The 26,868-nt window shown below is 50.4% G+C and carries 24 protein-coding genes; 4 read left to right on the top strand and 20 right to left on the bottom strand.

Features of this window, described 5'->3' with window-relative positions; all coding sequences use genetic code 11:
- Positions 1-10: 10 nt before the first annotated feature.
- The 7 genes from mutS to P397_RS0111690 form a co-directional block, all read right to left on the bottom strand.
- Positions 11-2,542: a DNA mismatch repair protein MutS gene (mutS, locus tag P397_RS0111655; RefSeq protein ID WP_028106663.1), complete on the bottom strand. Its 2,532-nt coding sequence runs from the start codon at positions 2,540-2,542 to the stop codon at positions 11-13.
- Between the two features lie 66 nt (positions 2,543-2,608).
- Positions 2,609-3,046 carry a RicAFT regulatory complex protein RicA family protein gene (locus tag P397_RS0111660; protein WP_028106664.1) on the bottom strand — a complete coding sequence of 146 codons (438 nt, stop codon included), beginning with the start codon at positions 3,044-3,046 and terminating at the stop codon, positions 2,609-2,611.
- A 115-nt stretch (positions 3,047-3,161) separates the two neighbouring features.
- The gene (locus P397_RS0111665) at positions 3,162-3,983 is read right to left on the bottom strand and encodes a DNA-3-methyladenine glycosylase family protein (RefSeq protein ID WP_028106665.1); all 822 of its coding nucleotides are present in this window, start codon (positions 3,981-3,983) and stop codon (positions 3,162-3,164) included.
- Positions 3,984-3,994: 11 nt separating this feature from the next.
- Positions 3,995-5,266 (bottom strand): DUF445 domain-containing protein, encoded by a 1,272-nt coding sequence (locus tag P397_RS0111670; protein WP_028106666.1) that lies wholly within the window; start codon positions 5,264-5,266, stop codon positions 3,995-3,997.
- Between the two features lie 115 nt (positions 5,267-5,381).
- Positions 5,382-5,669 (bottom strand): hypothetical protein, encoded by a 288-nt coding sequence (locus P397_RS0111675; RefSeq protein WP_026833435.1) that lies wholly within the window; start codon positions 5,667-5,669, stop codon positions 5,382-5,384.
- A 127-nt stretch (positions 5,670-5,796) separates the two neighbouring features.
- Positions 5,797-7,254, bottom strand: a complete 1,458-nt coding sequence (locus tag P397_RS0111685; protein WP_028106667.1) for a phytoene desaturase family protein — start codon at positions 7,252-7,254, stop codon at positions 5,797-5,799.
- Positions 7,251-8,888 (bottom strand): DUF3153 domain-containing protein, encoded by a 1,638-nt coding sequence (locus P397_RS0111690; RefSeq protein ID WP_028106668.1) that lies wholly within the window; start codon positions 8,886-8,888, stop codon positions 7,251-7,253. Before P397_RS0111690 ends, P397_RS0111685 begins: the two co-directional genes overlap by 4 nt.
- A gap of 427 nt (positions 8,889-9,315) precedes the next feature.
- Here P397_RS0111690 and P397_RS0111695 point away from each other — a divergent pair, with 427 nt between their 5' ends.
- The 4 genes from P397_RS0111695 to P397_RS0111710 are packed head-to-tail and all read left to right on the top strand — an operon-like array spanning position 9,316 to position 13,147.
- On the top strand, positions 9,316-10,314 hold the full coding sequence (locus tag P397_RS0111695; RefSeq protein ID WP_028106669.1) for a siderophore ABC transporter substrate-binding protein: 999 nt from the start codon (positions 9,316-9,318) through the stop codon (positions 10,312-10,314).
- Complete coding sequence (locus P397_RS0111700) at positions 10,315-11,334, top strand: ABC transporter permease (RefSeq protein ID WP_064506558.1); 1,020 nt, start codon at positions 10,315-10,317, stop codon at positions 11,332-11,334.
- Positions 11,335-11,342: 8 nt separating this feature from the next.
- Positions 11,343-12,398 (top strand): iron chelate uptake ABC transporter family permease subunit, encoded by a 1,056-nt coding sequence (locus P397_RS0111705; protein WP_407636711.1) that lies wholly within the window; start codon positions 11,343-11,345, stop codon positions 12,396-12,398.
- A complete protein-coding gene (locus tag P397_RS0111710; protein ID WP_028106672.1) occupies positions 12,395-13,147 on the top strand; it encodes an iron ABC transporter ATP-binding protein in 753 nt (250 codons plus the stop codon). Before P397_RS0111705 ends, P397_RS0111710 begins: the two co-directional genes overlap by 4 nt.
- A gap of 82 nt (positions 13,148-13,229) precedes the next feature.
- Here the strand turns inward: P397_RS0111710 and P397_RS0111715 are convergent, their stop codons facing one another.
- The 13 genes from P397_RS0111715 to ymfI form a co-directional block, all read right to left on the bottom strand.
- The gene (locus P397_RS0111715) at positions 13,230-14,402 is read right to left on the bottom strand and encodes a glycine C-acetyltransferase (protein WP_028106673.1); all 1,173 of its coding nucleotides are present in this window, start codon (positions 14,400-14,402) and stop codon (positions 13,230-13,232) included.
- Positions 14,402-15,490, bottom strand: coding sequence for an L-threonine 3-dehydrogenase (gene tdh / locus P397_RS0111720; protein ID WP_035414191.1), 1,089 nt, complete (start codon positions 15,488-15,490; stop codon positions 14,402-14,404). Before tdh ends, P397_RS0111715 begins: the two co-directional genes overlap by 1 nt.
- 98 nt (positions 15,491-15,588) lie before the next feature.
- Positions 15,589-16,455 carry a 2-oxoacid:ferredoxin oxidoreductase subunit beta gene (locus tag P397_RS0111725; RefSeq protein WP_026833444.1) on the bottom strand — a complete coding sequence of 289 codons (867 nt, stop codon included), beginning with the start codon at positions 16,453-16,455 and terminating at the stop codon, positions 15,589-15,591.
- Complete coding sequence (locus tag P397_RS0111730; protein WP_026833445.1) at positions 16,442-18,193, bottom strand: 2-oxoacid:acceptor oxidoreductase subunit alpha; 1,752 nt, start codon at positions 18,191-18,193, stop codon at positions 16,442-16,444. The genes P397_RS0111725 and P397_RS0111730 overlap by 14 nt, the downstream gene beginning before the upstream one ends.
- 181 nt (positions 18,194-18,374) lie before the next feature.
- Entirely contained in the window at positions 18,375-18,635 is a 261-nt protein-coding gene (locus tag P397_RS0111735; RefSeq protein ID WP_026833446.1) for a stage V sporulation protein S, read from the bottom strand.
- Between the two features lie 29 nt (positions 18,636-18,664).
- Positions 18,665-19,459 carry a TIGR00282 family metallophosphoesterase gene (locus P397_RS0111740; RefSeq protein ID WP_028106675.1) on the bottom strand — a complete coding sequence of 265 codons (795 nt, stop codon included), beginning with the start codon at positions 19,457-19,459 and terminating at the stop codon, positions 18,665-18,667.
- Between the two features lie 50 nt (positions 19,460-19,509).
- Positions 19,510-21,072, bottom strand: coding sequence for a ribonuclease Y (gene rny, locus P397_RS0111745; protein WP_026833447.1), 1,563 nt, complete (start codon positions 21,070-21,072; stop codon positions 19,510-19,512).
- Positions 21,073-21,266: 194 nt separating this feature from the next.
- Positions 21,267-22,310, bottom strand: coding sequence for a recombinase RecA (gene recA / locus P397_RS0111750; RefSeq protein WP_026833448.1), 1,044 nt, complete (start codon positions 22,308-22,310; stop codon positions 21,267-21,269).
- Between the two features lie 101 nt (positions 22,311-22,411).
- On the bottom strand, positions 22,412-23,656 hold the full coding sequence (locus P397_RS0111755) for a competence/damage-inducible protein A (protein WP_028106676.1): 1,245 nt from the start codon (positions 23,654-23,656) through the stop codon (positions 22,412-22,414).
- A 71-nt stretch (positions 23,657-23,727) separates the two neighbouring features.
- Positions 23,728-24,306, bottom strand: coding sequence for a CDP-diacylglycerol--glycerol-3-phosphate 3-phosphatidyltransferase (gene pgsA / locus P397_RS0111760; protein ID WP_026833450.1), 579 nt, complete (start codon positions 24,304-24,306; stop codon positions 23,728-23,730).
- A gap of 61 nt (positions 24,307-24,367) precedes the next feature.
- Positions 24,368-25,258, bottom strand: coding sequence for a helix-turn-helix domain-containing protein (locus P397_RS0111765; protein WP_026833451.1), 891 nt, complete (start codon positions 25,256-25,258; stop codon positions 24,368-24,370).
- A 27-nt stretch (positions 25,259-25,285) separates the two neighbouring features.
- Positions 25,286-26,068 carry a DUF3388 domain-containing protein gene (locus P397_RS0111770; RefSeq protein ID WP_028106677.1) on the bottom strand — a complete coding sequence of 261 codons (783 nt, stop codon included), beginning with the start codon at positions 26,066-26,068 and terminating at the stop codon, positions 25,286-25,288.
- Between the two features lie 92 nt (positions 26,069-26,160).
- Positions 26,161-26,865 carry an elongation factor P 5-aminopentanone reductase gene (gene ymfI / locus P397_RS0111775; RefSeq protein ID WP_028106678.1) on the bottom strand — a complete coding sequence of 235 codons (705 nt, stop codon included), beginning with the start codon at positions 26,863-26,865 and terminating at the stop codon, positions 26,161-26,163.
- Between the last annotated feature and the right edge of the window lie 3 nt (positions 26,866-26,868).

Genomic DNA, 26,868 nt, shown 5'->3' on the forward strand with positions numbered 1-26,868 from the left:
TTACGCCTCCTTACTTTCTTGCTTCTGCCTGCAGACGATACAACGTATTTAATGCTTCAAGCGGTGTCATGTTAATCAGATCAAGCGTCTGAATCGTTTCCCGCATCGGATCGGGCTCGGCAAAGAGACTCAGTTGATCGACGGGTTCCGCCTGAACAACCGGTTGTTTTGGTGACTCAGGCGTCTGTTTTTCCGTCTGTTCAAATTCAGACAACAATACTTCCGCCCGGTCAATCAGGGAATCCGGCAGATCCGCTAACCGCGCGACATGAATCCCGTAAGATTGATCGGCTTTTCCGTCGCGGACTTCATGCAGGAAGACGACTCGTCCATCCTGCTCGACCGCCCGGACATGGACGTTCGCGAGCCGCGGCATCGATTCCTCAAGAACGGTCAGTTCATGATAGTGTGTCGAGAACAATGTTTTCGCTCCGACGTGGTCGGCGATATGTTCGACGATGGCTTGCGCGAGCGCCATTCCATCATATGTCGATGTTCCGCGACCGATTTCATCAAGCAGAATCAACGATTGGTCCGTTGCCCGGGTCAAGGCTTCTTGTGTCTCGACCATCTCGACCATGAACGTCGATTGTCCGCTGACCAAGTCGTCGGCTGCTCCGATCCGCGTAAAGATTTGATCAAAGACCGGTAACTCGGCCCGGCTTGCCGGTACAAACGATCCAATCTGATGCAACAAGGCAATCAGGGCGAATTGACGCATGTACGTCGATTTACCGGACATGTTCGGTCCCGTGATCAACAGCATTTCGCGTTCCTCGTGCAAGGCGATGCCGTTCGCGACATATTCCCCGCGCGGCAGAACCGTCTCGATGACCGGGTGACGTCCGTTCTCAATCGTCACGTTCCGTCCTGTAATCGTTAACGGTCGGACATAGTCATGACGTTCTGCGATTTCCGCCAAGGCGACGAGAACATCCAGTTCCGCAATCCGCCGACTGACCCGTTGCAGGCTTTCAATCTGTGTTTTGACTTGATCCCGGACTTGGCAGAACAGTTCGTATTCGAGAGTAATGCTTTTTTCTTCAGCCCCAAGAATCAACGCTTCCTTCTCTTTCAGTTCCGGCGTGACATACCGCTCAGCGTTCGCAAGCGTTTGTTTACGTTCGTACCGTCCTTCCGGCAACAGTTTGGCATTGGCCCGCGAGACTTCGATATAGTACCCAAATACCCGGTTATAACCGATCTTCAGCGTCTTGATCCCAGTCGCCTGCCGTTCACTTGCTTCAAGTGTCGCCAGCCATGTCTTTCCGTCTTTCGACGCCATGAGCAGTTCATCCAGTGCCGGGTCGAAGCCCGGTTGGATCATCCCGCCTTCTTTCGTCGAGATCGGCGGGGCTTCGACAAAGGCACGGTCCAGCAAGTCGGTCAGTTCCTCATGGGGATCGAGCCCGATTGCCAGTTGTCCCAAACGGTCGCTCAACAGTTCTTCAAGGGCGGCTTGAATACGCGGAATCAAGCGGAGCGTCGATTTCAATTGGACGAGATCACGGGCAGAAGCCGTCCCGTATCCGACTTTCGCAACCAATCGTTCCAAATCGTATACTTCCCGCAACGTATCCTTCAGCTGTTGCCGCTCAAAATAATGCGCCAACAATTCTTCGACGGCGTCGAGCCGTTCTGTAATCGTCCGTTCCGACAGCAATGGTTTTTCGAGCCAGCGTTTCAGCATCCGTCCGCCCATCGCCGTTCCGGTCACATCCAACAGACCGAGCAATGACCCTTTTTTATCGCCGGTCCGAGCAGATCGGACCAGTTCCAGATTCTTGACGGTATTCGGCTCCAGTTGCATGAAATCGGCCGCTTCATAGACCAGTGCCGGCTGCAAATGCGCCAGCGACCGTTTTTGCGTATCATGCATATACGCGTACAAGACAGCAAAAGCGTCTGCTTGTGCCGCGTCAATCGCCCGGTCACCGTGCGGATGACTTTCCCGACGTGTACTTTCCGTCAGCGGAATCTGCAGATGACTGAGTGCTGCTTCATGTTCACGCGTCGTGATGATGATTTCGCGCGGTAAGATGATACTCAATTCCTTGGCGACAGCCTCGATTGTCGCAACACTCGTCAAGGCACTTTCTCCGGTCGAGACATCACCGCGGGCGATACCAAATCGTCCGTCCTGTTCGACGACTGCAACGAGATAGCGGTTTTCTTTTTCCGTCAACGACGACATCAAGGTTCCCGGCGTGATGACTTGGACGACTTCGCGTTTGACGAGTCCCTTCGTCAACTTCGGATCTTCGACCTGATCGCACAAAGCAACTTTATAACCGCGTTCGATCAATTGTTCAATGTAGCCGTTTGCCGCATGGTGCGGCACACCGCACATCGGAATCGGGTGTTCGGCATTCTTGCCGTTTTTTGCAGTCAGTGTCAATTCCAGTTCATGTGCCACTTGTTTGGCATCCTCAAAAAATAACTCATAAAAATCACCCAGACGATAAAACAAAAAGGCATCGGGATAATCCGCCTTAATGGAAAAATATTGTTTCATCATCGGTGTGTTGTGGACTGCTTCCATGATTTTCACCTCATTCGCGTAAAAAGCCGACGGGAATCCGTCGGCTTTTCCAATTCAGTTCATTGATTAATAGCCGCAACCGCCGCTTTTATTTTCTGCTTCCATGCCACTGCCTGTTTTCCCCGCCAGCACATCACCCTCTGTTGCTTCGATGATTTGATCCGTGATCCCGTTTGAGATCGTCACGGTGACATATTGCAAGAGACCGTTCACTTCTTCCTGTGACTCTTGGAATTGTTGAACGACCGGCATCTCATCGAGTTCTGCGAATAATTTATCCAGTTTTGCTTCGACACGTGCCAATGCTTCCGTCTTGCCGTAATGTTGGCAGTTGACGGCTTCTTTTTGCAAGAACTTGATCTGTTTCATCATCTTTTGGACTTTTTCGTTTCCATTGATGTTGGCTTCAGCGGCTTTGAACCGTTCCACCTCTGACGTCTCAGAAATCATTTTCGCGATTTCGTTTGCCTTTTCGATGATTTGTTCATCTGTATACATAAACATTCGTCCCCTCTATCGGAAGCGGTGATCCCGCTACGCTTATCATGTCTACGAACGATGACTCGTTCTTATCGCATTCATTATACCGTTCTCTTCAAGGGGTGACAAGAATAGTTCCTTATTCAATCGATCGCCACAACAAATAGGCGGCGTGACTCCGGTACGGCGCAAATTCCTCCGCTAACAGGACCGCTTCTTCGACAGTCGGACGACTGCCATGCAACCGTTCAAACGCCCGTAAAATGCCGATGTCGGACGCCGGAAACAAATCTTCCCGTCCATAGCCGAACATCAAAACGTTTTGCACGGTCCATGGACCGACCCCTTTTAAGGAGATCAACGTTTCGGCAATCGCCGCATCCGGCGCCGTCATCAACTGTTCAAAATCAATTGAAGCCCGGGCGGCACCGAGCAGATAATCGACCTTTCTTCCGGACAGTTGAAGTGTTCGAAGTTGCTCCGGTTCAAGGTCTCGTAATGCTTCAGCCGTCGGTGGAAAAATGATGCCATCCTGCTCCGTTCCAAACGTCCGGCAGACCCGTTCCATCAAGACTTGCGCAAAGGACAGATTGATTTGTTGGTGAATGATGGACCGAATCAAGGCAGTAAAGGGATTAATATCAAGCACAAGCCGTTCGGCCCCAAACGTTGTCACGATTCCGTCAAGTGACGTCCCGGCTAAACCACGACTCGGGTTCAGTGTATCCAGACGAAACCGATGGCGCAACTGGTGCACCATCGGCTGTTGTGGTCCTTCACCGGACAAGAGGATGACGCGACGCCCGGGCGCCTCAATCCGACCGACGAACTTTCCTTCCGGCAACAGAATCGGTACGAGCAGTTGATCGTTCCGTTCGACTTGGAGCCGATCGCCCCGCAGTCGTCTCCGGATCCCGTCAAAGTCATAGTCATCCTGTAAAATCAGTTCCTCTTGCCACATGTTATCTCTCCTCATCCTACGAATAGTTTGATTCCACCGAGAATCAGCCCGATGAAGAAGCCGCAAATCGCGCCATTGACCCGGATCCATTGCAAGTCGTTCCCGACTTTATCCTCAATCATATGAATCAATGTTTCGGTATCAAACCGATTCAAGTTTTCGCGGACCAGACCACCAATCTTTTGGTGATTTTGATCGACAAACCGGACGAGTTGATCTTTCATCCACCGGTCGCTTTCTTCTTTGAACGTCGGATGCTGATCCCATTCGTCGAGTGCTTGGTTCATCAACGGCAAGGCTCGGTTCTCCCAGAACGAATCAGATGCCAGATACGTCTTCAATTCCTCGACGCCCGCGGTGTACGCGCGGTGCAAGACCGGTTGGAGATCAAAGCGGTCCACTTCGGTTGCTTTCCAGTGGTCGATTTTCGCGAGACGTTCCTCATCTTGAGTCAACTGGGCCAGGTTGCGGCGCAGATGGTCAAGAATCGCCAGACGGTTCGGGTGATGGACCTGCTTCATATCTTGAATCACACTGAGCAGGACCGATTGAATGACGAGACTCAACCGTTCTTCCGAATAGACTTTTTGAACGGTTTTCGCCGTGACCCGTAAAAAGGTATTTTTCTCCTGATCGATCATCGCGTGATAAGCGAGACGACCAATCTGATCGCGAATGACGGGGTCTTCCAGCAAGCGTTGACCATATCCGAGCAACTGGTCAATCGCCAACTCATCGAGACGGCGTTCGTCATTCAACTCCATCAATCGTTCAGCCAAGCGTTTGGACGGATAGGCTTTGACGGTATCGGAAATCCGCTCATCGACGACCTTTAAAATCGCCTCCCGCGGAAGTTTATGCAAAATACCGGTCAACAACTCCGTGACCGTCGAACGAAACGCCGGCAACAGGACGATCGAACGAAGCAATTTGATGAAACGATCGGCAAGCGTCATATGCCGCAACTTTTCGACGATACTTTCTTTATTCAGCAAATCCTTCTCAAGCATCTGAACGATCGACTCGATGACCCGTTCCCGGTTTTTCGGCAACAGATTTGTATGCGGAATCTTTAATCCGAGCGGATGACGGAACAACGCCGTGATGGCGAACCAATCGGCGATTCCGCCGACCAGACCGGCTTCAAATCCGCTTTGCAACCAAAAGACCCAATCGTTTTCTTTAAACGGCAACGAGGCAATGAAGCCGACGGCCATAAAAATCAGCGACACGGTCGCCAGGCGGCGTGTCGATGACTTCGGTGTTTGTGCGTGTTCTTGCAAGATGGTTCCTCCTTCTCGCTGCATTTTTCCTCATACATGGTATACGTTCAAAGACCGGTACAAGTTTCGACATGAAAGAGTCCCAGCCTCTTCCGGACTGGGACTCGTTATGTAGTTAAAACGTAAATTCTCCAAAATTTTCGCCGTCCCATGTCGCGGTGGCTGTCGAAACGAAATAGACGAGTCCGTTTCCGAATGTATTCTCCATCAAGGAGACGATTTGATGTCCTGCCGTTTGTTCTACAAACGCCAACCGAACTTCTTCTTTCCCTTGGTAAATCCGCTCATAAACGCTTAATCCGCGGGCATTGATAAATGTCCGAGCGTTCGTGAAAACCAACGGACCGACTTCCGGTCGCCGTTCTTGAATAAAATGTTGGCACTTGTCCTCAAACTGATTCAATCTCGTTCACTCCTTCTCTCTTTTTCTGCTCATGATTATCTACTTCCCGTCTCGCCTCAATCATAATCCTGTTCTTAAAAAAAAGCGACCATCCGGCCGCTTCTTTCATCATTTCCCAAACTCTCTGTCAGATGCTGACTCCGAACTGACGCGCGACATGAATTGCTGATGTCGTCGCACCAATCGTTCCGGCTCCCGGAAAAACTGTATCCCCGATGATGTAAAGACCGGGGACACCGGTCCGAAACGAAGCCGCCCGGAACAGACTGGTCGACGGCAGCTGGGGATAACCTCCGACACCGCCGTCCGGACGCGATGTATAGCGGACCCAGGCACCCGGTCCTCCCGGATGCCGCTCGATCGCATGCTCCCGAAATCCGGGAAACTCGCGCTCAAGAATCGTCTCGAACTTGTCCTGCATCGAGGCAATTTGTTGAGCATAACGCTCTTTGTCCTTGCGTTCGAACTGACCAAGCGGAATGTGACAGGACATCGTCAACGTCCGGCATCCTGCGGGTGCCCGGTTCAGATCGCCTGCTTGCGACAAGGAAATGAAGGCATGACCGGATGGAAGGATCGGATCGTGAATTTGGCGAAAAGCCAAATCGTCTTGGATGATCGTCTCGGGTAAAGCCGCATAATACGTAAACGTCGCCCACTGGGACAAGGCCGCCTGTCGTTTATACGTCCGACGCAACGTCGATTGCAAGGAAGGGCCGACCAGCTCTTGCATCGCTTCGATCGGTAAGGCGCCGATGACTTCGTCCGCAAGAAGCAGGCGTCCCCGGCGGTCTTCAAGTAAAAACCCATCCGCCGTTTGACGGACGGAGGTGATTTTCCGTCCAAGCAGGATGATCGCGCCGTCCTGTTCAGCAGAAGTCTTCAGTCGTTCAGCGACTTGATACAATCCGCCCGGTACATAGTAGGCGCCATCATGATAAATCGACAGCGCGACGGCACCAAGCAACGCCGAAGCTTCCGTCCCGGTTTGCATGCTGTCGAGTAAAATTCCGTCAATCAGTTGGGCGAACGTTGTCCCGTCAAGCTGATGGTGTCGCAAGAGGTCTCCGATCGTCCGCGTTAAGTACCGCATCAGCGGAAGGCTCGACGGTGCTTCTTTCATAATCATTCGGGCGTCGGACAACGTTTTGACCGGCAATGCCGGTAATGCCTCCATCAATGGTCTTACGTGGTGTTGAATCTTATCGATTTCGTCAAAAAATGATTGGATCGCGTCGGCTTTTGGTTTGAACTGTTCTTTCAAATGCGCGATGAAACGGGTCCGATCGCGGTAATACAGAATCGTCCGTCCTTCGAGTTTGATCGCCATGACGGTATCGAGTAACTCGACAGGTTGTTCCAGCTGCAGATGACGCAGCACCCGGTCGTGGATGCCGCCGGGCTCAAATCCCATGCCAAGTGTCGCTCCGACCGGATAGGTGAAATCCTTCCGGGTGAACTTGCCGGCGGAGCCGCCCCATTCACGGCTCCCTTCGCACAGCGTCACATCATGCCCTTCCCGTGCCAACAATGCTGCCGCCGTCACGCCGGCAATCCCGCCACCAATGATCACAATCCGCTTCATGAAGACTCCTCCTCCGTGTCCAGATTTTCTTTTTCCGTGACTAAGTTTTCTTTAAACAAAAAATTACGGACTTCACGGAAGACCTTCTCCCGACGGTGAATCGTAAAGTGATCGTATTTGTAAGATTTCGTCTCGATGTTATCCGTGTAGGCCTCAAGCGCAAACGAACTTTTCAGCGGAATCAGGTTGAAGTCGCCGCCTTTCGCCCCGAATGAATACACAAGGACGTCACGCGGCCACGTCTCGAGCCGGTCCTTCAAATTTTTCATCGCCGCCGAATTTTCCGCCAAATCCTGAATTGCCGGACTGTTCGTATTTGTTCCGAACGGCGCGAGTGTCAAGCCGAGCGTCGCATAATCCGATCCGCTGATCGGTGCGTCGAGCGTCACGAGTTTTCGGACGTTGTACGGAATGTCTTCTTTTAACGTATAGGCGACGACGTCGACTCCTCCCATGCTGTGCCCGACCAGCTGAATGTCGGTAAACGTCGCCTGTTGTTGCCGGTCATATTGTTCGATGGCGGCACTGAGCCATTTCTGCTGATTGACGAGACTCGCTTCATCATCTTCAAACACAATTCGTACAAGTGGATACCCGGTCGTCGAAGGGGTGACGCTGCACGCGACTTTTCCGTTGCGTGAGACATCACACCGCCCCCCGTCATCCGCCAATTTCTTGTCGGTGAAATTTTTGATCATCGGCAAAAACGTCCGTTCCGTCCCGAACAGCCCGTGCACCATGAAGGTCGGTGTAATTTCTCCAACCTGTTTCGTCACAATCTGTTTGGTCGGTGGTGGCGCACTGGACGTCTCATCCGCAAAAATCCACCACGCTGCACCGCCGACGATGAGACAAATGACCAGTGAAAGACCGATCGTCTTAAACTGTTTCCGTCGTAATTTCCGAACGTGATGCACGATCCAGAAAATCAACAATCCGAGACCAATCAACAGAACAACTCCGGTAATGATCCAGCCGGTCGGATTCGGAACGTACGCGATCAGTTGCAGTTGATTGGCTTTTGTCCCGTACAATTTCCATGAGACATTATTATGATTGGCCCAATCGATCTTTTCACCATTTTGCAGACCAATCACTTTTGGTCCGTGCAAGTTGATTTCAACGTCCGCTTGTCGGATATACCGATCGGCTAATTTTTTCACTTGACCGGTCGGTTGATACCCTTTGATGTTCAACCGGTCGATACTTAAATCAATATTTGTATCCAAACGATACGTATTAAACCAAAATCCTTTTTCCGTCTTGACCTCATATGTCGTATCCGGTGGAATCAAAATTCCGCCGATCCCGGTTTTCCATTCGTCTTTGATGGTCGCTAAATCCTCGAACTTGGCAAATTTCTTTTCCATCTTGATGCCTTCGTAATCATCGTCCGTCTGGAACGTCTCGGCGGCGTAACCATTTTGTTCTGCCTGCTTGACGTACGTCTTCCAATCCGGATTTAAGTTAAGTAACCGCGCCACGGGGTGTTCTTTTGCCGCATACGTCGTTTTTAAGGTCACGCTTTGATCCGTATGGACGGTCGCATCGTATTGGATTCGGATACATCCGCCAAGCATCGTTGCCATTAAGACGAACGACAGTACAATTAGTTTTTTTCTCATCCTGATCAAACCGTCACACGTCCTTTCTCTCTGTCTTGTTCTTGTCATCTTTTCCCTATCTTACAATTGATTACGCCGGCTAATCAAATAGTCTAAGAAAATGTAACAGTTTGCCTATTCCCCTAAAATGATTTTTTAATAAATCAAATCACTTTTAATTTAAAAGCAATTTTTCTTTGTTAACGCCCTTATCAAGTCACTACAGCTAATCACTAACCAGCCTTTTTTATTTTTATATAGTTTATAGAAATAAAAAAAGTGGATCTTCGTAAAAATAAAATTGTCGTTGCATATTCGAATGGTGTTTGCTATTATTTCCCTTGAAGATGACAATGATAATCATTATCAATAATACCTGTACTCGGATTCAGACTACATACAGCAGCAGATGAATTGAGATGAGGGATTGTCAGCAAAAAAAAGGAGATGAAGAATAGTGGGAACATTAAAGACATCCGTTATGATGAGTTCGCTTGCCGTTTTACTCGCGGCATGTGGAACGGCAAACGAAGCCAATACGACAGCGGACGGAGAAACAAAAACATCTAAAATGGTAGAAATCACGGATGCGCACGGTACGATCAAAGTACCTGTCAATCCGGAGAAAGTGGTCGCCCTCGATAACCGAACGTTTGAGACGCTCGCCGCATGGGATGTCGAGCTCGCGGCTGCTCCTGTCGGCTTGTTACCGGCTGAATCCCCGTATGCCAAAGACAAAGACATCGTCGACGTCGGGATGCATTTCGAACCCAACTTGGAAGCCATCGCTGGTGTTGATCCGGATGTCGTCATCGTCGGTCAACGTTTTGCTGATTACTATGACGATATCAAGAAGTTAGTGCCGCAAGCGGCTGTCATCGATTTGGATGTGGAGCTGCCTGAGGATTCCGGTACTCCAGGTGAACTGTTAGTCAAGGGACTTGAAGATACGACACAAACGCTTGGTCAAATCTTTGCCAAAGAACAAGAAGCACAACAACTCGTCACGACATTCGAACAGTCGATTGCAGACGCCAAAAAATCATATAACGGAAACGACAGCATCATGTCGGTCATCGTCTCAGGAGGAGATATCGGTTTCTCAGCCCCGATGAGCGGCCGCGTCTTCGGACCGATGTATGACATATTCGGGTGGAAACCGGCTCTCGAGGTCAACAAGAAGTCAGGGAACGATCAAGGAGATGAAGTTTCCGTTGAAGCCATTGCGCAAAGTAATCCGGACTGGTTGTTCGTGTTAGACCGGGATGCGCCGCTTGGTGACGCGGAAGGTGCGGTTCCGGCGGAAGATGTCATTGATCAAGCACCTGCACTTCAAAAAACGACGGCAGTCAAACAAGATCATATCGTCTATACGCCAAAAGACATGTATTTAAATGAATCGATCCAGACCTATTCGGAGTTTTTCCAAAGTGTGTCGGAAGCGCTCGTGAAGTAAATGGAACAGAGGCAGCCCCAACAAGTAAATGGAAGAGTTGAGCCGAACGCTCGACCTTCCTTTTCTGCCGTTTGGACCCCGTCGTTTATCATAGCGTTGCTGATCATTTTCCTCCTTGCTGTCACCTCTTTATTTACCGGCGTGTACGAACTAGGCAGACAGACAAATGATTTTGATATGTTTTGGATTACACGGGTTCCGAGAACCTTAGCGCTCATGCTGACAGGTGCAGCCATGGCGATGGCCGGGCTCGTCATGCAACTCATTACACAAAACCGTCTCGTGGAACCGACGACAACAGGCACCATCGAATGGGCAGGACTTGGTCTTTTGACCGTTTATCTGCTGGTGCCCGCTCCCACGCTCATGATGCGCATGACCGGCGCCATCATCTTTGCGTTCATCGGAACGATGGTGTTCTTTTGGTTCTTGCGATCGGTTAAATTACGCTCTTCACTGATTGTTCCAATCATCGGTCTTATGCTCGGTGCTGTCATTTCTGCCATCTCGACATTTCTTGGATTGTTTTTCCGGGCAAGTCAAGCACTTGAAGGATGGTTTGTGGGCTCATTTGCGTCGATTCAAATCGGTCGTTACGAATACTTATGGATTATCATCGGTGTCACCATTTGCATCTTCTTTCTGGCCAACCGGTTGACCGTAGTCGGTCTCGGAGAAGATATCGCCACGAGCCTCGGTATCAATTACAACCGTCTCATGATGGTCGCTACCGGATTAATTGCCTTGTCAGTCGGAATCGTCGCAACGGTGATCGGAAATTTACCGTTTCTTGGTCTGATTGTGCCCAATCTCGTCTCCATGATTCGCGGCGACGATCTCCGAAGTAACTTGCCGTGGGTATGTGTCATCGGGATGGGAACGATCCTCGTCAGTGATTTGATATCGCGGACGATCATCCAACCGTTCGAATTACCCGTTTCACTTATTCTCGGCACGGTTGGTGCGGCTGTCTTCATCATCATTTTATTACGACAACGAAGAAGAGGAGGCGTGCGATGAGTTCCCTCATGGATCCAACATCTAAAACCTATACACCTGAACTGACGACGTCTCATACACGTGATCGGGACACTTCGGCCTTCCAATCCAAGCAACTCGAACGGCGTTACTGGATCTTACTTTGTCTTTTTCTCCTGGGTGGACTGTTCTGTTCATTTGGTCTCCTCGTCTACAACAATCCGGTTCCGGTTCAGTCCCCTTCCTTCTGGCCGGTCGTCGAACGCCGGATCACAGCGATTGTGACGATGGCCATCGCGGCGCTTTGTCAAAGTCTCGCTACCGTCGCTTTTCACTCGGTGACGAATAACCGAATCATCACCCCGTCACTCCTTGGATTCGATGCACTGTATGCAACGATCCAAACGTCGATGATTTTCTTCTTCGGTGCCGGTGCATTGATTGGTTTCACAGGGACAGGAGCCTTCTTCACACAAGTCATCCTCATGTTAGGCATGAGTTTACTGTTGTACGGCTGGCTGTTATCCGGAAAATACGCGAATTTGCAGCTCATGCTCTTGATCGGCATCATCATGGGCACCGGACTCAATTCGCTTTCGACGTTCATGCGACGAATGCTTGCGCCATCTGAGTTCGACATCCTGCAAGCCCGACTGTTTGGTTCTGTGACGAATGCGGATGCGGCTTATTTTCCGATCGTGATTCCCATCGTCATCGTCGTCAGCATCCTGTTGTTCTTGTCGGCTAATCGCCTCAATGTCATCGCACTCGGAAAGGATGTCGCTACATCGTTCGGCGTGAATCACCGCCGCAGCGTCATCTATGTCCTCATTCTCATTTCTCTGCTCATGTCCATGTCGACGGCATTGATCGGACCGTTGACGTTTTTCGGATTTTTAGTCGCAACACTGAGTTATCAGGTCGCTTCAACGTACGATCATAAGTATGTCCTGCCGATGGCGTTTTCCATTGGTTTTCTCGTTCTGACAAGCGCCTATTTCTTCATGTATCATATTTTCAATGCACCGAGCGTGGTCTCCGTCATCATCGAACTGTTTGGCGGTGTGATTTTCCTCGCGGTGTTATTAAGAAAGAGGTCCCTATGATTAAATTAGATCAAGTCAAGAAATCGTACAGCGATCATGTTCAAATCGGTCCCCTCCAGCTCGAGCTGCCAAAAGCCGGTCTCACTGCCCTCATCGGACCAAACGGCGCGGGTAAATCGACGACACTGATGATGATTGGTCGTCTGTTGCATCTCGACGAAGGGCACATCCAGGTCGCAGGTCTGGACGTATCGAGCACGAAGTCCAAGGATTTGGCAAAAATCATTACGATTCTGCGTCAAGAAAATCATTTTGTAACCCGGTTGACCGTCCGTCAATTGGTCGGATTCGGCCGCTTCCCTTACTCCAAAGGACGACTGACACCGGAAGACGAGGCCATCACTTCAAAGTACATCGATTTCCTCGATTTGACACAGCTCGAGCATCGTTATCTCGACGAGCTTTCCGGCGGTCAGCGGCAACGTGCCTACGTTGCGATGGTGCTTTGTCAGGAAACGGAATATGTTTTACTTGATGAACCGCTCAATAACCTCGACATCGCCCGATCCGTCCAGATGATGGGTTACCTTCGTCATGTCGCCGATGTATTCGGACGGACAATCGTCACAGTTTTACATGATATCAATTTTGCAGCTAAATACTCGGACCACATCTGTGCCATGAAAGACGGACAAGTCGCTGCCTTTGGTACGGTCAAAGAAATCATGGTCGCCGAAACGCTTTCGGATATCTTCGAGACCCCGCTCGAAATCATCGACGGACCCTATGGACCGATCGCTGTTTATTAATCGAACGCCATGAGTGAAGAACATTAAAAAGGGACGGCGCATCGGAAGATGTGCCGTCCCTTTTATCGTTTCGTACCTTTTGTTAAATCAATTTCAATTCCTGCCCCACTTGTTTAAACGCTTCGAGCGCCTGTTCCAAGTCTTCTCGTGTATGTTCTGCTGTGACGATTGTCCGGACACGTGCTTTGCCTTTGGCAACGGTCGGGAAGGCAATGCCTTGTGCAAAGACACCGTGTTGACGCAGACGGTCTGACAGCTGATGGCATAACGCTTCGTCGCCGACGATGACCGGAGTAATCGGTGTCGTTGACGTGCCGATATCAAACCCGAGTTCCCGTAATCCGTGTTTGAAGAACTCCGTGTTTTCCCACAGACGGTCAAACAGTTCCACTTCTTCTTCCATGACGCGGAGTGCTTCCCGGTTCGCTTCGACGACTGCCGGCGGATGCGACGTCGAGAACAAGAATGGACGACCTTTATGGATCAGATAGTCTTTAACGTGTTGTTCACACGCGACATATCCGCCGAGGACACCAATCGCTTTTGATAACGTCCCGACTTGCAACGCAACCCGTCCGTCGAGTCCAAAATGATTGACGGTTCCGCGACCGCTTTTTCCGAGTACACCTGACGCATGGGCATCATCGACCATGACGAGGGCATCGTATTTTTCAGCCAATTCAACGATTTCCGGAAGCGGTGCAATGTTTCCGTCCATCGAGAAGACGCCGTCCGTTACGACGAGACGTGTCCGCGCGTCCTGTGTTTCTTGCAAGGCCGCTTCCAAGTCCGCGAGATCCACGTGGTTGTAAATACGGCGTTTGGCTTTCGTCAGACGAATCCCGTCAATGATCGAGGCATGGTTCAGCGCATCGGAAATGACGACGTCCTCCGGTCCGAGTAACGCGGATAATACGCCGAGGTTCGTTGCGAAGCCCGACTGGAAGACAAGTGCGGCTTCCGTATGTTTAAACGTCGCCAGTTCCCGTTCGAAGGCTTGGTGCATCTCGAGTGTTCCGGCAATCGTCCGGACCGAACCAGTTCCCGCACCAAATTCGAGTGCCGCGTCGGCTGCCCGTTTCGCGAGACGCGGATGCGCCGCGAGTCCGAGATAGTTGTTCGACGACAATTGAATCAATTCTTTTCCGTCAACCGTCACCCGGTTGTGCTGGGCACTTTCAAGCGCCACGAGTTCGCGGAACGTCCCCGCCTGTTTCATCTCTTCCAATTCTGTCCGTAAATGCTCAAAACCCATCAATTCGTCCCCCTTGGTTGTAGTACGACCTTTCCACACTTCCCTTGTCGCATCAATTCGAATCCTTCTTCAAACCGTTCGAGTGGTAACGTGTGCGTGATCAACGGCTTCACATCAACTTTTCCGCTCGATAAGAAAGCGGACACTTGACTCCATGTCTCATACATCTTCCGTCCGGTAATCCCTTGAACACGGACTCCTTTAAAGACGACATGGTTCGTCAAATCAATTTCAACCGGTTTGACCGGCAGACTCAAGATATTGACATCTCCGCCTGCCGTCACCATCTCGAATGCTTGACCGATCGCGACCGGATGACCGCTCATTTCGCAGACGACATCAATGCCGTCACCGTCAGTCATCATCCGGACGCGTTCAAGAACATCTTCATGACGGGAGTCGATGACGACATCCGCGCCCATCGTCTTCGCGAGTTCGAGCCGGTATGGATTGACGTCAATCGCCACGACTTCTGCCGCCCCTGCCGCTTTCGCGACGGATACAGCCATCAACCCGATTGGACCGCAACCGACGATGGCCACCGTCTTGGCACTGACGTCACTGGCGAGGACCGTATGGACGGCATTGCCCATCGGTTCTTGAATCGACGCGATGCCGGCCGGCATATCTTCCGGATTGACCCAAAGGTTTTCTTCCGGCATGACGACATACTCGGCGAAACAGCCTTGCGTATCGACGCCGATGATTTTTGTGTTTTTACAGATATGGTATTGTCCCCGCAGACATTGTTTACATTGGTGACAAACGATATGTGTCTCCGCCGAGACCCGGTCGCCGAGTTTCAGACGTTTTGTCCCTTCACCCAGTTCAACGACTTCGCCTGAAAACTCATGACCAAAAACATACGGTGGATTGACGCGTGACGCCGCCCAGGCATCCCATTCATAAATATGGACGTCTGTCCCGCAAATCGATGTCGCCTCGACACGAATCAACACTTCGCCCCGATTCGGTGTTGGAACGGCTACTTCTTTTAAGACCGCACCAAATCCACGTTCTTCCTTGACGAGCGCCCGCATCGTCTTTACTTTTGTCGTATCCTCTACAGCTGTCACTAATTTTGTCATGTCTCCCCGACTCCTTCATGGGTCTTACCTATTTCTCTAATCGGTAATGACCAAGTGTTGAGCATCCCCAAATCATCAAACAATCATTCTACTCTAGTTTACATGAATTCAGCAGCAAGTTTACCAAATGTTTCTTCATTCATGTCGAGATCTGCAAAAGTCAGTCCACGATCCGCATAGCCATCAATTTGTGACTGATAATCCGGACGCGAATCGTCTTGGTAAATCAAGCCCATGACGAGCCCGTTATGTTCATGGACCACTCGTTTGGCAACGTCCAAATCAGTCGCATCATAGTTTTCCAGATCGTCCAGTTTCGTCAAGTTCTGCTTGAACCAGTCGTACGTATTGACCTTGTTAAACGTGACACAAGGACTGAAGACATTGATGAAGGCAAATCCTTTATGCTTCGTCGCCTGTTCGATCAGACTCGTCAATCCTTTTAAATCATTCGAAAAACTCTGGGCGACAAACGTCGCGCCTGCCGTCAGCGCCAGTTCGACCGGCGAGACACTTTTTTCGATTGATCCTTTTGGTGTTGATTTCGTCTTGAATCCAAGCGCCGACGTCGGTGACGTCTGTCCCTTTGTCAAACCGTAAATCTGATTGTCCATGACGATATACGTCATGTCGACATTCCGTTTGAAGGCGTGAATCGTATGCCCCATCCCGATCGCAAACCCGTCACCGTCTCCTCCGGAAGCGATGACCGTCAATTCCCGGTTCGCCATCTTGACGCCTTGGGCAATCGGTAACGAGCGACCATGGACGCCGTGGAAGCCATAAGTGTTGATGTAACCGGAAATCCGGCCCGAACAGCCGATGCCGGAAATCAAAGCAAGTTCTTCCGGCTCCAGTCCGACGTTTGCGACCGCCCGTTGAATGGCCGCCTGAATCGAAAAGTCACCGCAGCCCGGACACCAGTTGGGTTTCACATCGTTTCTGAAATCTTTAAATGTTGCCATGGAAAACCCCTCCTGCGACGACTTGTTCCACCACTTCCGCCGGATAGAACGGGTCGCCGTTGAATTTTAGAATGTGTTCAATTTTTTCCGCAAAACCACAGTTCATCTGAATCAGTTTTGCCAGTTGTCCCGTCGCATTGTATTCGACGACGACAACTTGTTTGGCCCGTTCGAGATGCGGACGGACCAGTTCGCTCGGGAACGGGTGCATCTGGCGGATATGGAGATGATCGACATGAATCCCCTGCTCCTCAAGACGCGGCATCACTTCTTCAATCGTACCGCGCGTCGAGTTGAAGCCGACAAACAGAATATCCGGTGTCGCATGCTGTTCTGTCACAAGGACCGCATCCTTCATCCGGAACTGGTTCAGCTTTCTTAGTCGTTTCGTCATTTGATCGACCCGGTTCTTCGTCGCTTCCGACGGACGGCCTTCTTCGTTATGTTCGACCCCGGTCACGTGGTGAATTCCGTGTTTCGTTCCCGGAACGACACGTGGACTGACACCGTCTTCCGTGACTTCATAACGTTTAAAGTACGCTTTGCCCTCGAGTTCCGGCAAATCACCTGAGATCAGTTTCCCGCGACGGATTTCAACCCGATTGACATCAAGCGGTTCGACGGACTGTTTTCCAAGCGACAGCATCAAGTCCGTCAAGAGAATGACCGGACACTGATACTCTTCCGCAATGTTAAAAGCTTCTGCCGCATCGTAAAAGGCTTCTTCGACGGTCGACGGCGCCAGGACGACTTTTGGAATCTCGCCATGGGTGCTGTAAATCATCGCCATCAAGTCCGACTGTTCCTGTTTCGTCGGTAATCCGGTTGACGGTCCTCCGCGCTGGGTATCAATGATGACGAGTGGTGTTTCCGTCATGCCGGACAGACCAATCGCTTCTGCCATCAAAGACAGACCCGGTCCGGCTGATGCCGTCAAGGCACGGACACCGGCGTAGTTGGCACCGATTGCCATCGTTACAGCCGCGAGCTCATCTTCCGTCTGGACGACCGTTCCGCCGAATTGTGGTAATTTTTTGATTAAGTACTCCATGATTTCCGATGACGGCGTGATCGGATATGCCGCCATCAGACGGGCGCCTCCTGCAACCGCCCCAAGCGCAATCGCATCGTTCCCGATCATGAACATCCGTTGCTGACCGTCGGCAGGATCCAGAATAAACCGTTCCGCCGTTCCGGCCATCGCTTCAAAGGCAGCCGCCCCTTCACGAATCGCCGATAAGTTTTTCTCGACCATCTCCGGTCCTTTCCGTCCAAAAATCTGTTCAACGACGGCTTGGAACCGTTCCGGATGAATGCCGAGAATGGCGCTCGACGCACCGATTGCGACCATATTCTTCATCAAGGATGTGCCGAGTCCTGCCGCAATTTCCGTAAAAGGAATCGGATAGAGGACGGCCCGTGTCTGATCCGGGTTCGTCGGATTAAACTTCGCATCGGCAATGATGATCGCCCCTTGACGTAACTCATGGAAGTTGACGTCGATCGTTTCCTGATCAAACGCGACCAAGATATCTAAATCATCGGCAACAGTCCGGACTTCATGTGTCGCGACCCGGATTTTATTGTTTGTATGTCCACCCTTGATCCGCGATGAAAAATGACGGTATCCATATAAGTAATAACCTAGACGGTTCAAGGCAATGGCGAAGATTTCACCAGTCGATTCAATCCCCTCACCCTGCTGACCGCCTACTTTCCATGACAATTGATTGTACATCGACGTTCGCTCCTTCTGATCCCCTGAAATGATTGAAGCTGTCTGCTTCACTATCCTCCCCCATGATACCGATTTCCGGATAGTTGCACAATCCTCCTTCAGGGAATCGAGCGAAAAAAAAGACCATCTACTCCAACGAGTAAATGGTCTACATACAGTAGGACCTATGTCCAATGATGCATCATCGTGGTTCAATGATGAGTTTGATTGCCGTCCGTTCTTCCCCATCAATCATGATGTCGGTAAATGCCGGGATACAGATCAGGTCCATCCCTGCCGGTGCGACAAATCCTCGGGCGATTGCAACCGCTTTGATGGATTGATTGAGTGCACCTGCACCGATTGCCTGAATCTCGACAGAACCCTTCTCTCGAAGTACACCCGCAAGCGCCCCTGCGACCGCATTCGGATTCGATTTAGCTGATACTTTCAGGACGTCCATGCACGTACCTCCCAATCAAAAATCAACACTCAATCAAAGAAAATCGATTGATCCGTTAGATGAATGCGTTCAATTTTCGTAGCTTTTTTCGATACATCATCAATATGAATCAAGACTCCATTTAACTGTTCCCGTCCTTCTGCAACTTCAAACCGGGTTGGGAGTTGTGTTTTGAATTTCCGCAAGACATCTTCCTTGCGCATACCGAGGACACCGTCCAGCGGTCCTGTCATCCCGACATCCGTGATATAGGCGGTTCCCCCTTCGAGAATCCGTTCATCTGCCGTCTGGACGTGTGTATGCGTTCCGACGACGGCCTGGACACGACCTGCCAGATGATAGCCCATGGCAATCTTTTCACTTGTCGCTTCCGCATGAACATCGACGAAGATTGCATCGACCTCACCCTCGACTTCCGCAACCAATTCATCGACTATCCGGAATGGATCGCCGAGTGGTGGTAAGAAAACAGTGCCTTGCACGTTGATGACGGCGATTTTTTTGTTGCCGACTTTTAAGACCATCATTCCGCGACCGGGTGTCCCTTCCGGATAATTGGCAGGACGGACGATCCGGTCTGCATCATCAATCCAATCAAAGATGTCGCGGTTATCAAACGTATGGTTCCCCATCGTAACGCCGTGGAACCCAAGCTCAAGCAACTGATGGTAAATCGATTTCGTGATCCCCCGCCCGTGTGCGGCGTTTTCTCCATTCACCAGCATGACCGTCGGATTGTACTTCGATTTGATTCGTGCTGTGAACTGTTGCAGGATATGACGACCCGGTGCCCCGACGACGTCACCAATAAATAAGATTTTCAAAAAAATTTCCTCCAATCATTAAAAAAAGTGGCGGTCGCCCGCCACTCTGCTTATTTTGCGTATTCGACTGCCCGTGTTTCCCGAATGACCGTGACTTTGATGTGACCCGGATAATCGAGTTCTTCTTCGATTTTTTTCCGGATATCGCTTGCCATTTTATGCGCAAGGACATCGTCGACGACATCAGGACGAACGATGATCCGAACTTCACGACCGGCTTGGATCGCAAAGGACTTCTCAACACCGTCAAATGATTCTGAGATTTCTTCCAGACGTTCAAGACGTCGGATGTAGCTTTCAAGCGTTTCTTGACGTGCACCTGGGCGTGCGGCAGATAAAGCATCAGCTGCTGCGACCAAAACAGAAATGACAGATGTCGCTTCTGTATCCCCGTGGTGGGAAGCAATCGCATTGATGACGGTTGGGTGCTCTTTGTACTTCGTACCGAGCTCAACCCCGATCTCAACGTGACTTCCTTCGACCTCATGGTCAATCGCTTTCCCGATATCGTGCAGAAGACCGGCGCGCTTCGCAAGCGTTACATCTTCTCCAAGTTCCGCTGCCATCATGCCGGCAAGATGCGCGACTTCAAGCGAGTGGAACAGGACGTTTTGACCGTAACTCGTCCGGTATTTCAAGCGACCGAGAATTTTGACGAGATCCGGGTGAATTCCGTGAATTCCGACGTCATACGTCGCTTCTTCACCGATCTCACGAATCCGTTCATCCATTTCTCGGCGGGACTTGTCAACCATCTCTTCAATCCGAGCCGGGTGAATCCGACCGTCTTGAACCAGCTTCTCAAGCGCCATTTTCGCCACTTCACGGCGAATTGGATCAAACCCGGACAAGATAACCGCTTCCGGTGTATCATCGATGATTAAATCGATCCCCGTCAATGTTTCCAGTGTCCGAATGTTTCGTCCTTCACGACCGATGATCCGACCCTTCATCTCGTCATTCGGCAAGTTGACGACAGAAACCGTCGTCTCCGCGATGTGTTCTGCGGCGAACCGTTGAATCGCGAGTGAAAGAATGTTTCGTGCTTTTTTGTCCGCTTCTTCTTTTGCTTTTTGTTCAATTTCTTTTTGAAGAATTGCCGCGTCATGCATTGCAGCTTGTTTCGTCTCATCCATGATGATAGCTCTGGCTTCGTCTTGCGAAAGATTCGCAACACGTACGAGCTCTTGGCGTCCCTGTTCATACAGGTCCTCTACTTTTCGTTCTAACTCTTCAGCTTGATGCTTCCGTTTCGCGATCTCTGCATCCCGCGTATTGATTTGTTCTTCCTTACGGTCGATGGAATCAACACGGCGATCGAGCGTCTCTTCTTTTTGGAGCAATCGTCCTTCTTGTTTCGTTAGCTCTTGACGACGTTCACGAAGTTCTTTTTCCACTTCTGTCCGAAGTTTAAAGGCTTCATCTTTCGCTTCGAGTAATGCTTCTTTTTTCGTTGCTTCCGCTGCCACCTGTGCACGTTCCACGATTTTCGTCGCTTCTGTTTCCGCGCCCTGAATTTTCGCTTCTGCAATCGATTTCCGCAAGAAGTAGCCTACGATGAATGCGATCAGTAATGTGAGGAGAAGTATGACAATCCAAGTTGTTGTACCCATGGGTTCACCTCCCCTTTGCAAGGTGTTTCTTAGTTCATTTCGGTTATTCATCGAAGCTGTCTAAAAAACGTACATCTATATTGTAAGGATAGCACTCGTTCATTGTCAACGAACGGGCGGGAAAGAATTCCTATGTTTTCCTCTTTTCAACAAAAAAAGAGCGGAATCTGAATCGATTCCACTCCTTTTCCCGCTTATTCCGCAAACATATCTTCTGCTTGACCTTCTTCGAAATCAACAGGATCCTTGCGATCCACAAGACCGTGATGCTCACGAATCAAGCGTTCGACTTCGTTCGCTACTTCCGGATGCTCGATCATATATTGTTTTGCGTTCTCACGTCCTTGACCAAGACGCTCTGAATTGTATGAATACCATGCTCCGCTTTTTTGAACGATATCGAGATCTGTCCCGATGTCGATCAATTCACCGAATTTCGAGATACCTTGACCGTACATGATATCGACTTCCGCTTGTTTGAACGGCGGCGCAATTTTGTTTTTAACAACTTTCAGTTTCGTTCGGTTACCGACGATATCGGTTCCGTTTTTCAATGCTTCCGCACGACGAACTTCAAGACGGACAGACGAGTAGAATTTCAACGCACGTCCACCTGGAGTCGTTTCCGGGTTACCGAACATGACACCAATCTTCTCACGAATCTGGTTGATGAAGATAACGATGGTTTTTGATTTATTTGTAGCACCAGACAATTTACGTAGTGCCTGACTCATTAAACGTGCTTGCAGACCCATGTGTGAGTCACCCATTTCGCCTTCGATCTCGGCTTTAGGAACGAGCGCGGCAACGGAGTCGACGACTAGAATATCGACAGCACCTGAACGGACAAGAGCTTCTGCGATTTCAAGCGCCTGCTCTCCTGTATCCGGTTGTGACAAAAGAAGCTCGTCGATGTTAACGCCTAGTTTGTTTGCATAAGCAGGATCAAGTGCGTGCTCTGCATCGATGAAGGCTGCTTGTCCGCCTTGTTTCTGAACTTCAGCAATCGCGTGAAGCGCGACTGTCGTCTTACCCGAAGATTCCGGACCATAGACTTCGATTACCCGTCCACGTGGATATCCACCTGCACCGAGAGCTATATCTAATGTGATAGATCCAGATGAGATCACCGATACTCTCTGATCTGCACTTTCACCTAGTTTCATGATTGAACCTTTACCAAATTGTTTCTCAATCTGGCGTAACGCCATCTCAAGTGCTGCTTTACGATCACTCACGTAGCAGGCCTCCTTTTATTTATCTTACTGAGATTATTGTACTTCTTTTGAGACCAAATAACAAGCTTTTTACGAACATTTATTCGTATAGTTGAAAGAAATTAACTTTCCTCCATTACGTCGGAATGACCGATGTTTTTCAGCAACATGAAGTAGGCATCCTTGACGGAACGTAATCTAATCATACCACGGTCGAAGGCAGGATACGTCAATTCAAGCACTTGTGTACCGCTCGCTTGCGCCAAAGCACAGTAGACTGTTCCGACAGCTTGACCGCTGTTGCTCGTTGGTCCCGCCTCCCCCGTCAAAGCGATGGCAAGGTCCGTCTCGTAAAGCGCACGCGCCCCTTCCGCCATGGCAATCGCCACGTCCCGGCTGACCGCCGTCTGTTCATCGAGCAACGTCTGTTCGACACCCAAGACATTAACTTTCGCTGCGTCCGCATAGACAACGGCACCACCCCGAAAGACATCGCTTGCACCGGCAATGTCCGTCAGTCCACTCGCGAAAGCACCGCCCGTCAACGACTCGGCTGCTGCCAACGTCAATCCGGCTTTGCGGCACCGGTCCAAGACGACGGCAGGTAAACTGGCATCCCCATATCCGTAGAAATGTGTCCCGACCTCATCGAGCACCTGTTGTTCGAGTGTATCAAGCATCTCCAGCGTCTCGCGTTCATCAAACGCCTTCGCGGTCAGACGAAGACGGACTTCCGCCAATTCCGCGTACGGGGCGATTGACGGATTGCGTGCCGTCCGAATCAGATCAGCCAACCGGTCATTTAATGCCGACTCGCCAATCCCGAAAAAGCGCAATGTTCTGGATTTGATCGTTTCTTTTCCAAGCAGGTGTTCGAAATGATCGGCGATGATTCGTTTCATCTCGCGCGGAACACCGGGCAACAAGATGTATTGATGCTTGTCCGCATGGAGCGACATGCCCGGAGCGAGACCTGCCTCGTTCGTCAAGACGTCCGCTCCTTCGATGACGAGCGCCTGTTTTCTCTCGTTGTCCGTCATCACACGTTCTCGTGTCTTCAAGAACGCTTCAATTCGATCGTACGCCGGCTGATCCACATGCAATCCACGCCCGAGAAGATCGGCCACGACTTCTTTCGTCAAGTCGTCTTCCGTCGGACCAAGTCCTCCGGTGATGACAATCAATTCAGCCCGTTCCTGAGCACGTGTGACAACTTCGACCATCCGCTCCCGGTTGTCTCCGACGACCGTATGGTAATGGACATCGATTCCGCACGTCGCGAGCCACTCCGATAAATACTGGGCGTTCGTGTTGGCGATTTCCCCTAACAGTAACTCACTTCCGACAGCAATGATTTCTGCTTTCATCTCTGCATCCCCACTTTCTTAACTATAAGAAAAGACTGTTCGGTTTGGCGAACAGTCTTGTTTGATATAACTTACATCGATTTCGTAATCAATTTGATGTTTTTCGAGAAGTACTCGACACCCGAGTAAATCGTCAATACTAAAGCAAGCCACATCGTGATTTCAGCAAATGGAATGTTCAGCAAGGCAAATCCGATGTCGTGCAATAAAAAGGCGATGATCGACGTCAACTGAACCCATGTTTTCGCTTTGCCTGAATTACCGGCAGCGAGCACGATTCCTTCGTCTGAAGCGACGAGACGCAGACCCGTCACGGCAAATTCACGACATAAGATGATGACGACGACCCAGGCGGCGACGAATTCAAGTTCTACCAGATAGACAAGTGCTGCAGCGACAAGCATCTTGTCAGCAAGCGGATCCATGAATTTACCGAAGTTCGTGACCAATTTGTTTTTACGTGCGAGATAACCATCAAGCCAATCGGTGATGGCGGCGACAGAAAAGATCATCGCGGCGACGAAGTGGGAAACCGGTAATTCTGCTCCTAAGACATCCCACTGTCCCCAGTCTGGATTGATGGCTAAGACAGCAACGAACACGGGAATTAATAACACGCGTAAGACCGTCAATTGATTGGGCAAATTCATTCTCGTATCCCTCCTTTTCGGGTTATGTATGCCGGCAGAGCCGACATGAAGAAGACACGCCTTATGGCGTGGCTACTTTCTTCAGATAAATATTTTGAACGAGGAGGGAGCGGTTAAGCTTAAGCTCCTGATCATTAACGATAATACTGTCGATTCCCTTGATCGACCCGACACGAATCCGGATGACATCTGTTTTCGCATCTTTGACGACGATCGGGTTCGGATCCGACGCATTGATATGGTCCGGCGCAAGTGCTTCGCCTTCAAGAGACGTATCCCGAACACCAACAAATGGCGATGGCGAGGCATCTTTCTTGATCCGAATCGACACACTCATCGTCCCGTCTGTCGGCACTTCATATGTGATGTCCTGACCAGCCGTCGTTTTCGCAGCTAACGGTTTTTTCTCTTCTTCTTTTACAGGTTCTTCTTCTTTAGCCGGTTCTTCTTCCTTCGGCTCCTCAGCAGGGGCATTGGTTTCCTTGCTTGGTGCATCCCCTTCATCAATCGTGACCTCATTTTGTTGAGGTGTCGCCGTTCGGGTGTTGTCACCGTCCTGGAACGCTTGGAAACCGTAATACAGGGCGACTCCGATCGCAAAGATCAGCGCGATGATGATGATGTTTGGAATCCACCGTTTGGCAACACTCTTTTTCGGAGCGGTCGACTTCGAATAGGTCGCACGGCGCGACAATTCGACGACCGGTTGGGTCTCCGGCTCCGGTAAATCACGTTTGTACGTCTCGAAGACCTCATCGACATCAAGTCCAAGAGCTTCGGCGTAAGTTTTGATGAATGCCCGGGCATAAAAGGCACCCGGCAGTTGCTTGTAGTCCCCTTCTTCAATGGCGACGATGTAACGTTTTTGAATTTTAGTTGTACTTTGGATTTGCTCAAGGGATACACCTAGCGTCTCCCGTTGCTCCTTTAAGTAGGTTCCGAGCTCAGTCATCGGTAACACACCTTCCATTTTCAATACTTATTCGAAATTGAACCATTCGTTCCCGCCATGGGCACGCGGTGGCTCGGTGACAATGATTTCTTCTGTCGTGTTGCGGAGTTCAATGATGTAATCAAAATCATCCCACGTATATTCGCTTGATTTAACAAAAGCGTCCGGATGTTCGACGATTTTCGTCGCCGGCAAACGCATGACTTCTCGTAAGATCTGCCAGTGCCGCTCATCGAAATGACGTTGGGAGACGAGTGCGTCAATGATATAGACATAATCTCCAGTCCGTTCATCATCAAACAACGATGTGCGAACCGTTTGTTTGATCAACGTTGATGACAGGAACAGCCATTTCTTGTTCGCACTGACACTTGCGGCGACAATTGATTCTGTTTTACCGACTCGGGGCATGCCGCGGACACCAATCAAGAGATGTCCATCCTGCTTGCACAACTCTGCCATGAAATCGACGAGAATCCCTAAATCTTCGCGGACGAATCGGAACGTCTTGATTTCACCGCTGCTATGGTCGATGTAACGACCGTGGCGAATCGCAATCCGGTCACGCAGTTTCGGTTTCCGCAATTTAATGACTTCAATCGCCGGCATCGTCTTCAGGATGGCTGCGAGTCGCGGAATTTGATCCGGCTGCTTCGTCTGAAGCAACATGCCGCGACGTTGATGGTCAACACCATTAATCGTGACAATCGAAATATGTAGCATCCCCATGAGTGACGCGATGTCCCCCAAAATTCCGGGACGGTTGACGTTCAATTCATACTCCAGATACCACTGTTCGAATTCACTCACGCGCAAAGCCTCCCTTAGAATCGGTTATCCATCCCTCATGTTAAATGATTTTTTGAAAAATGAAAAGCATTCCCCTAAGCAAATTTAACGGATTACATCCAAGCACCGTCAATCTTCAGGACGGCACCATTCATATATTCCGACTCCCGGCTCATCAAGTAGACAATCGCGGAAGCCACTTCTTCGACCCGGCCAAAGCGACCTGCCGGAATTTCTGCAAGCGCAAGCTCACGGTCTTCCTCAGAAAAAACGGCATTCATCGGTGTATCGATCCATCCCGGCGTCACGGCGTTCACCCGGCCGTGCATGGCGCCGAGTTCTTTACTGTATGACTTGACGAAACCGAGTTGTGCCGCCTTACAGGTCGAGTAGACGACCTCTCCGGCAACACCGGTTTCTCCAAGCACACTGCTGACGACGACGATCGAAAGCGGAGCGGAGAATGCTTTTTTTCGTGTCAAGACCTGTGCAATCTGAATCAATGACTCCACATGTAAGGTCAACATCGCTTCTGCCGAACGAACCGTTTGATCAACCAGCAGTCCGCTGAAGCTCGTACCGGCAATATGGATGAACCCTTCGACGGAAGGGAGCGTCTCACAAAAGGCCGCCAAAGCGCTCCGGTCAGACAGATCGCCTGTGACGATTTCTGTCGTCACAGGCAACTGCTTCACGAGTTGTTCGAGTTCTGTCTTTCGTTGATGTGTATGCAAGACGAGCTCATGCCCGTCTTCCGCCAACCGTTTGACGGTCGCCCATCCGATGGCACCACTCGCTCCGGTGATTAAAATCCGCATCGG

The organism is Exiguobacterium undae DSM 14481, assembly GCF_000620805.1.
Classification (GTDB): domain Bacteria; phylum Bacillota; class Bacilli; order Exiguobacteriales; family Exiguobacteriaceae; genus Exiguobacterium_A; species Exiguobacterium_A undae.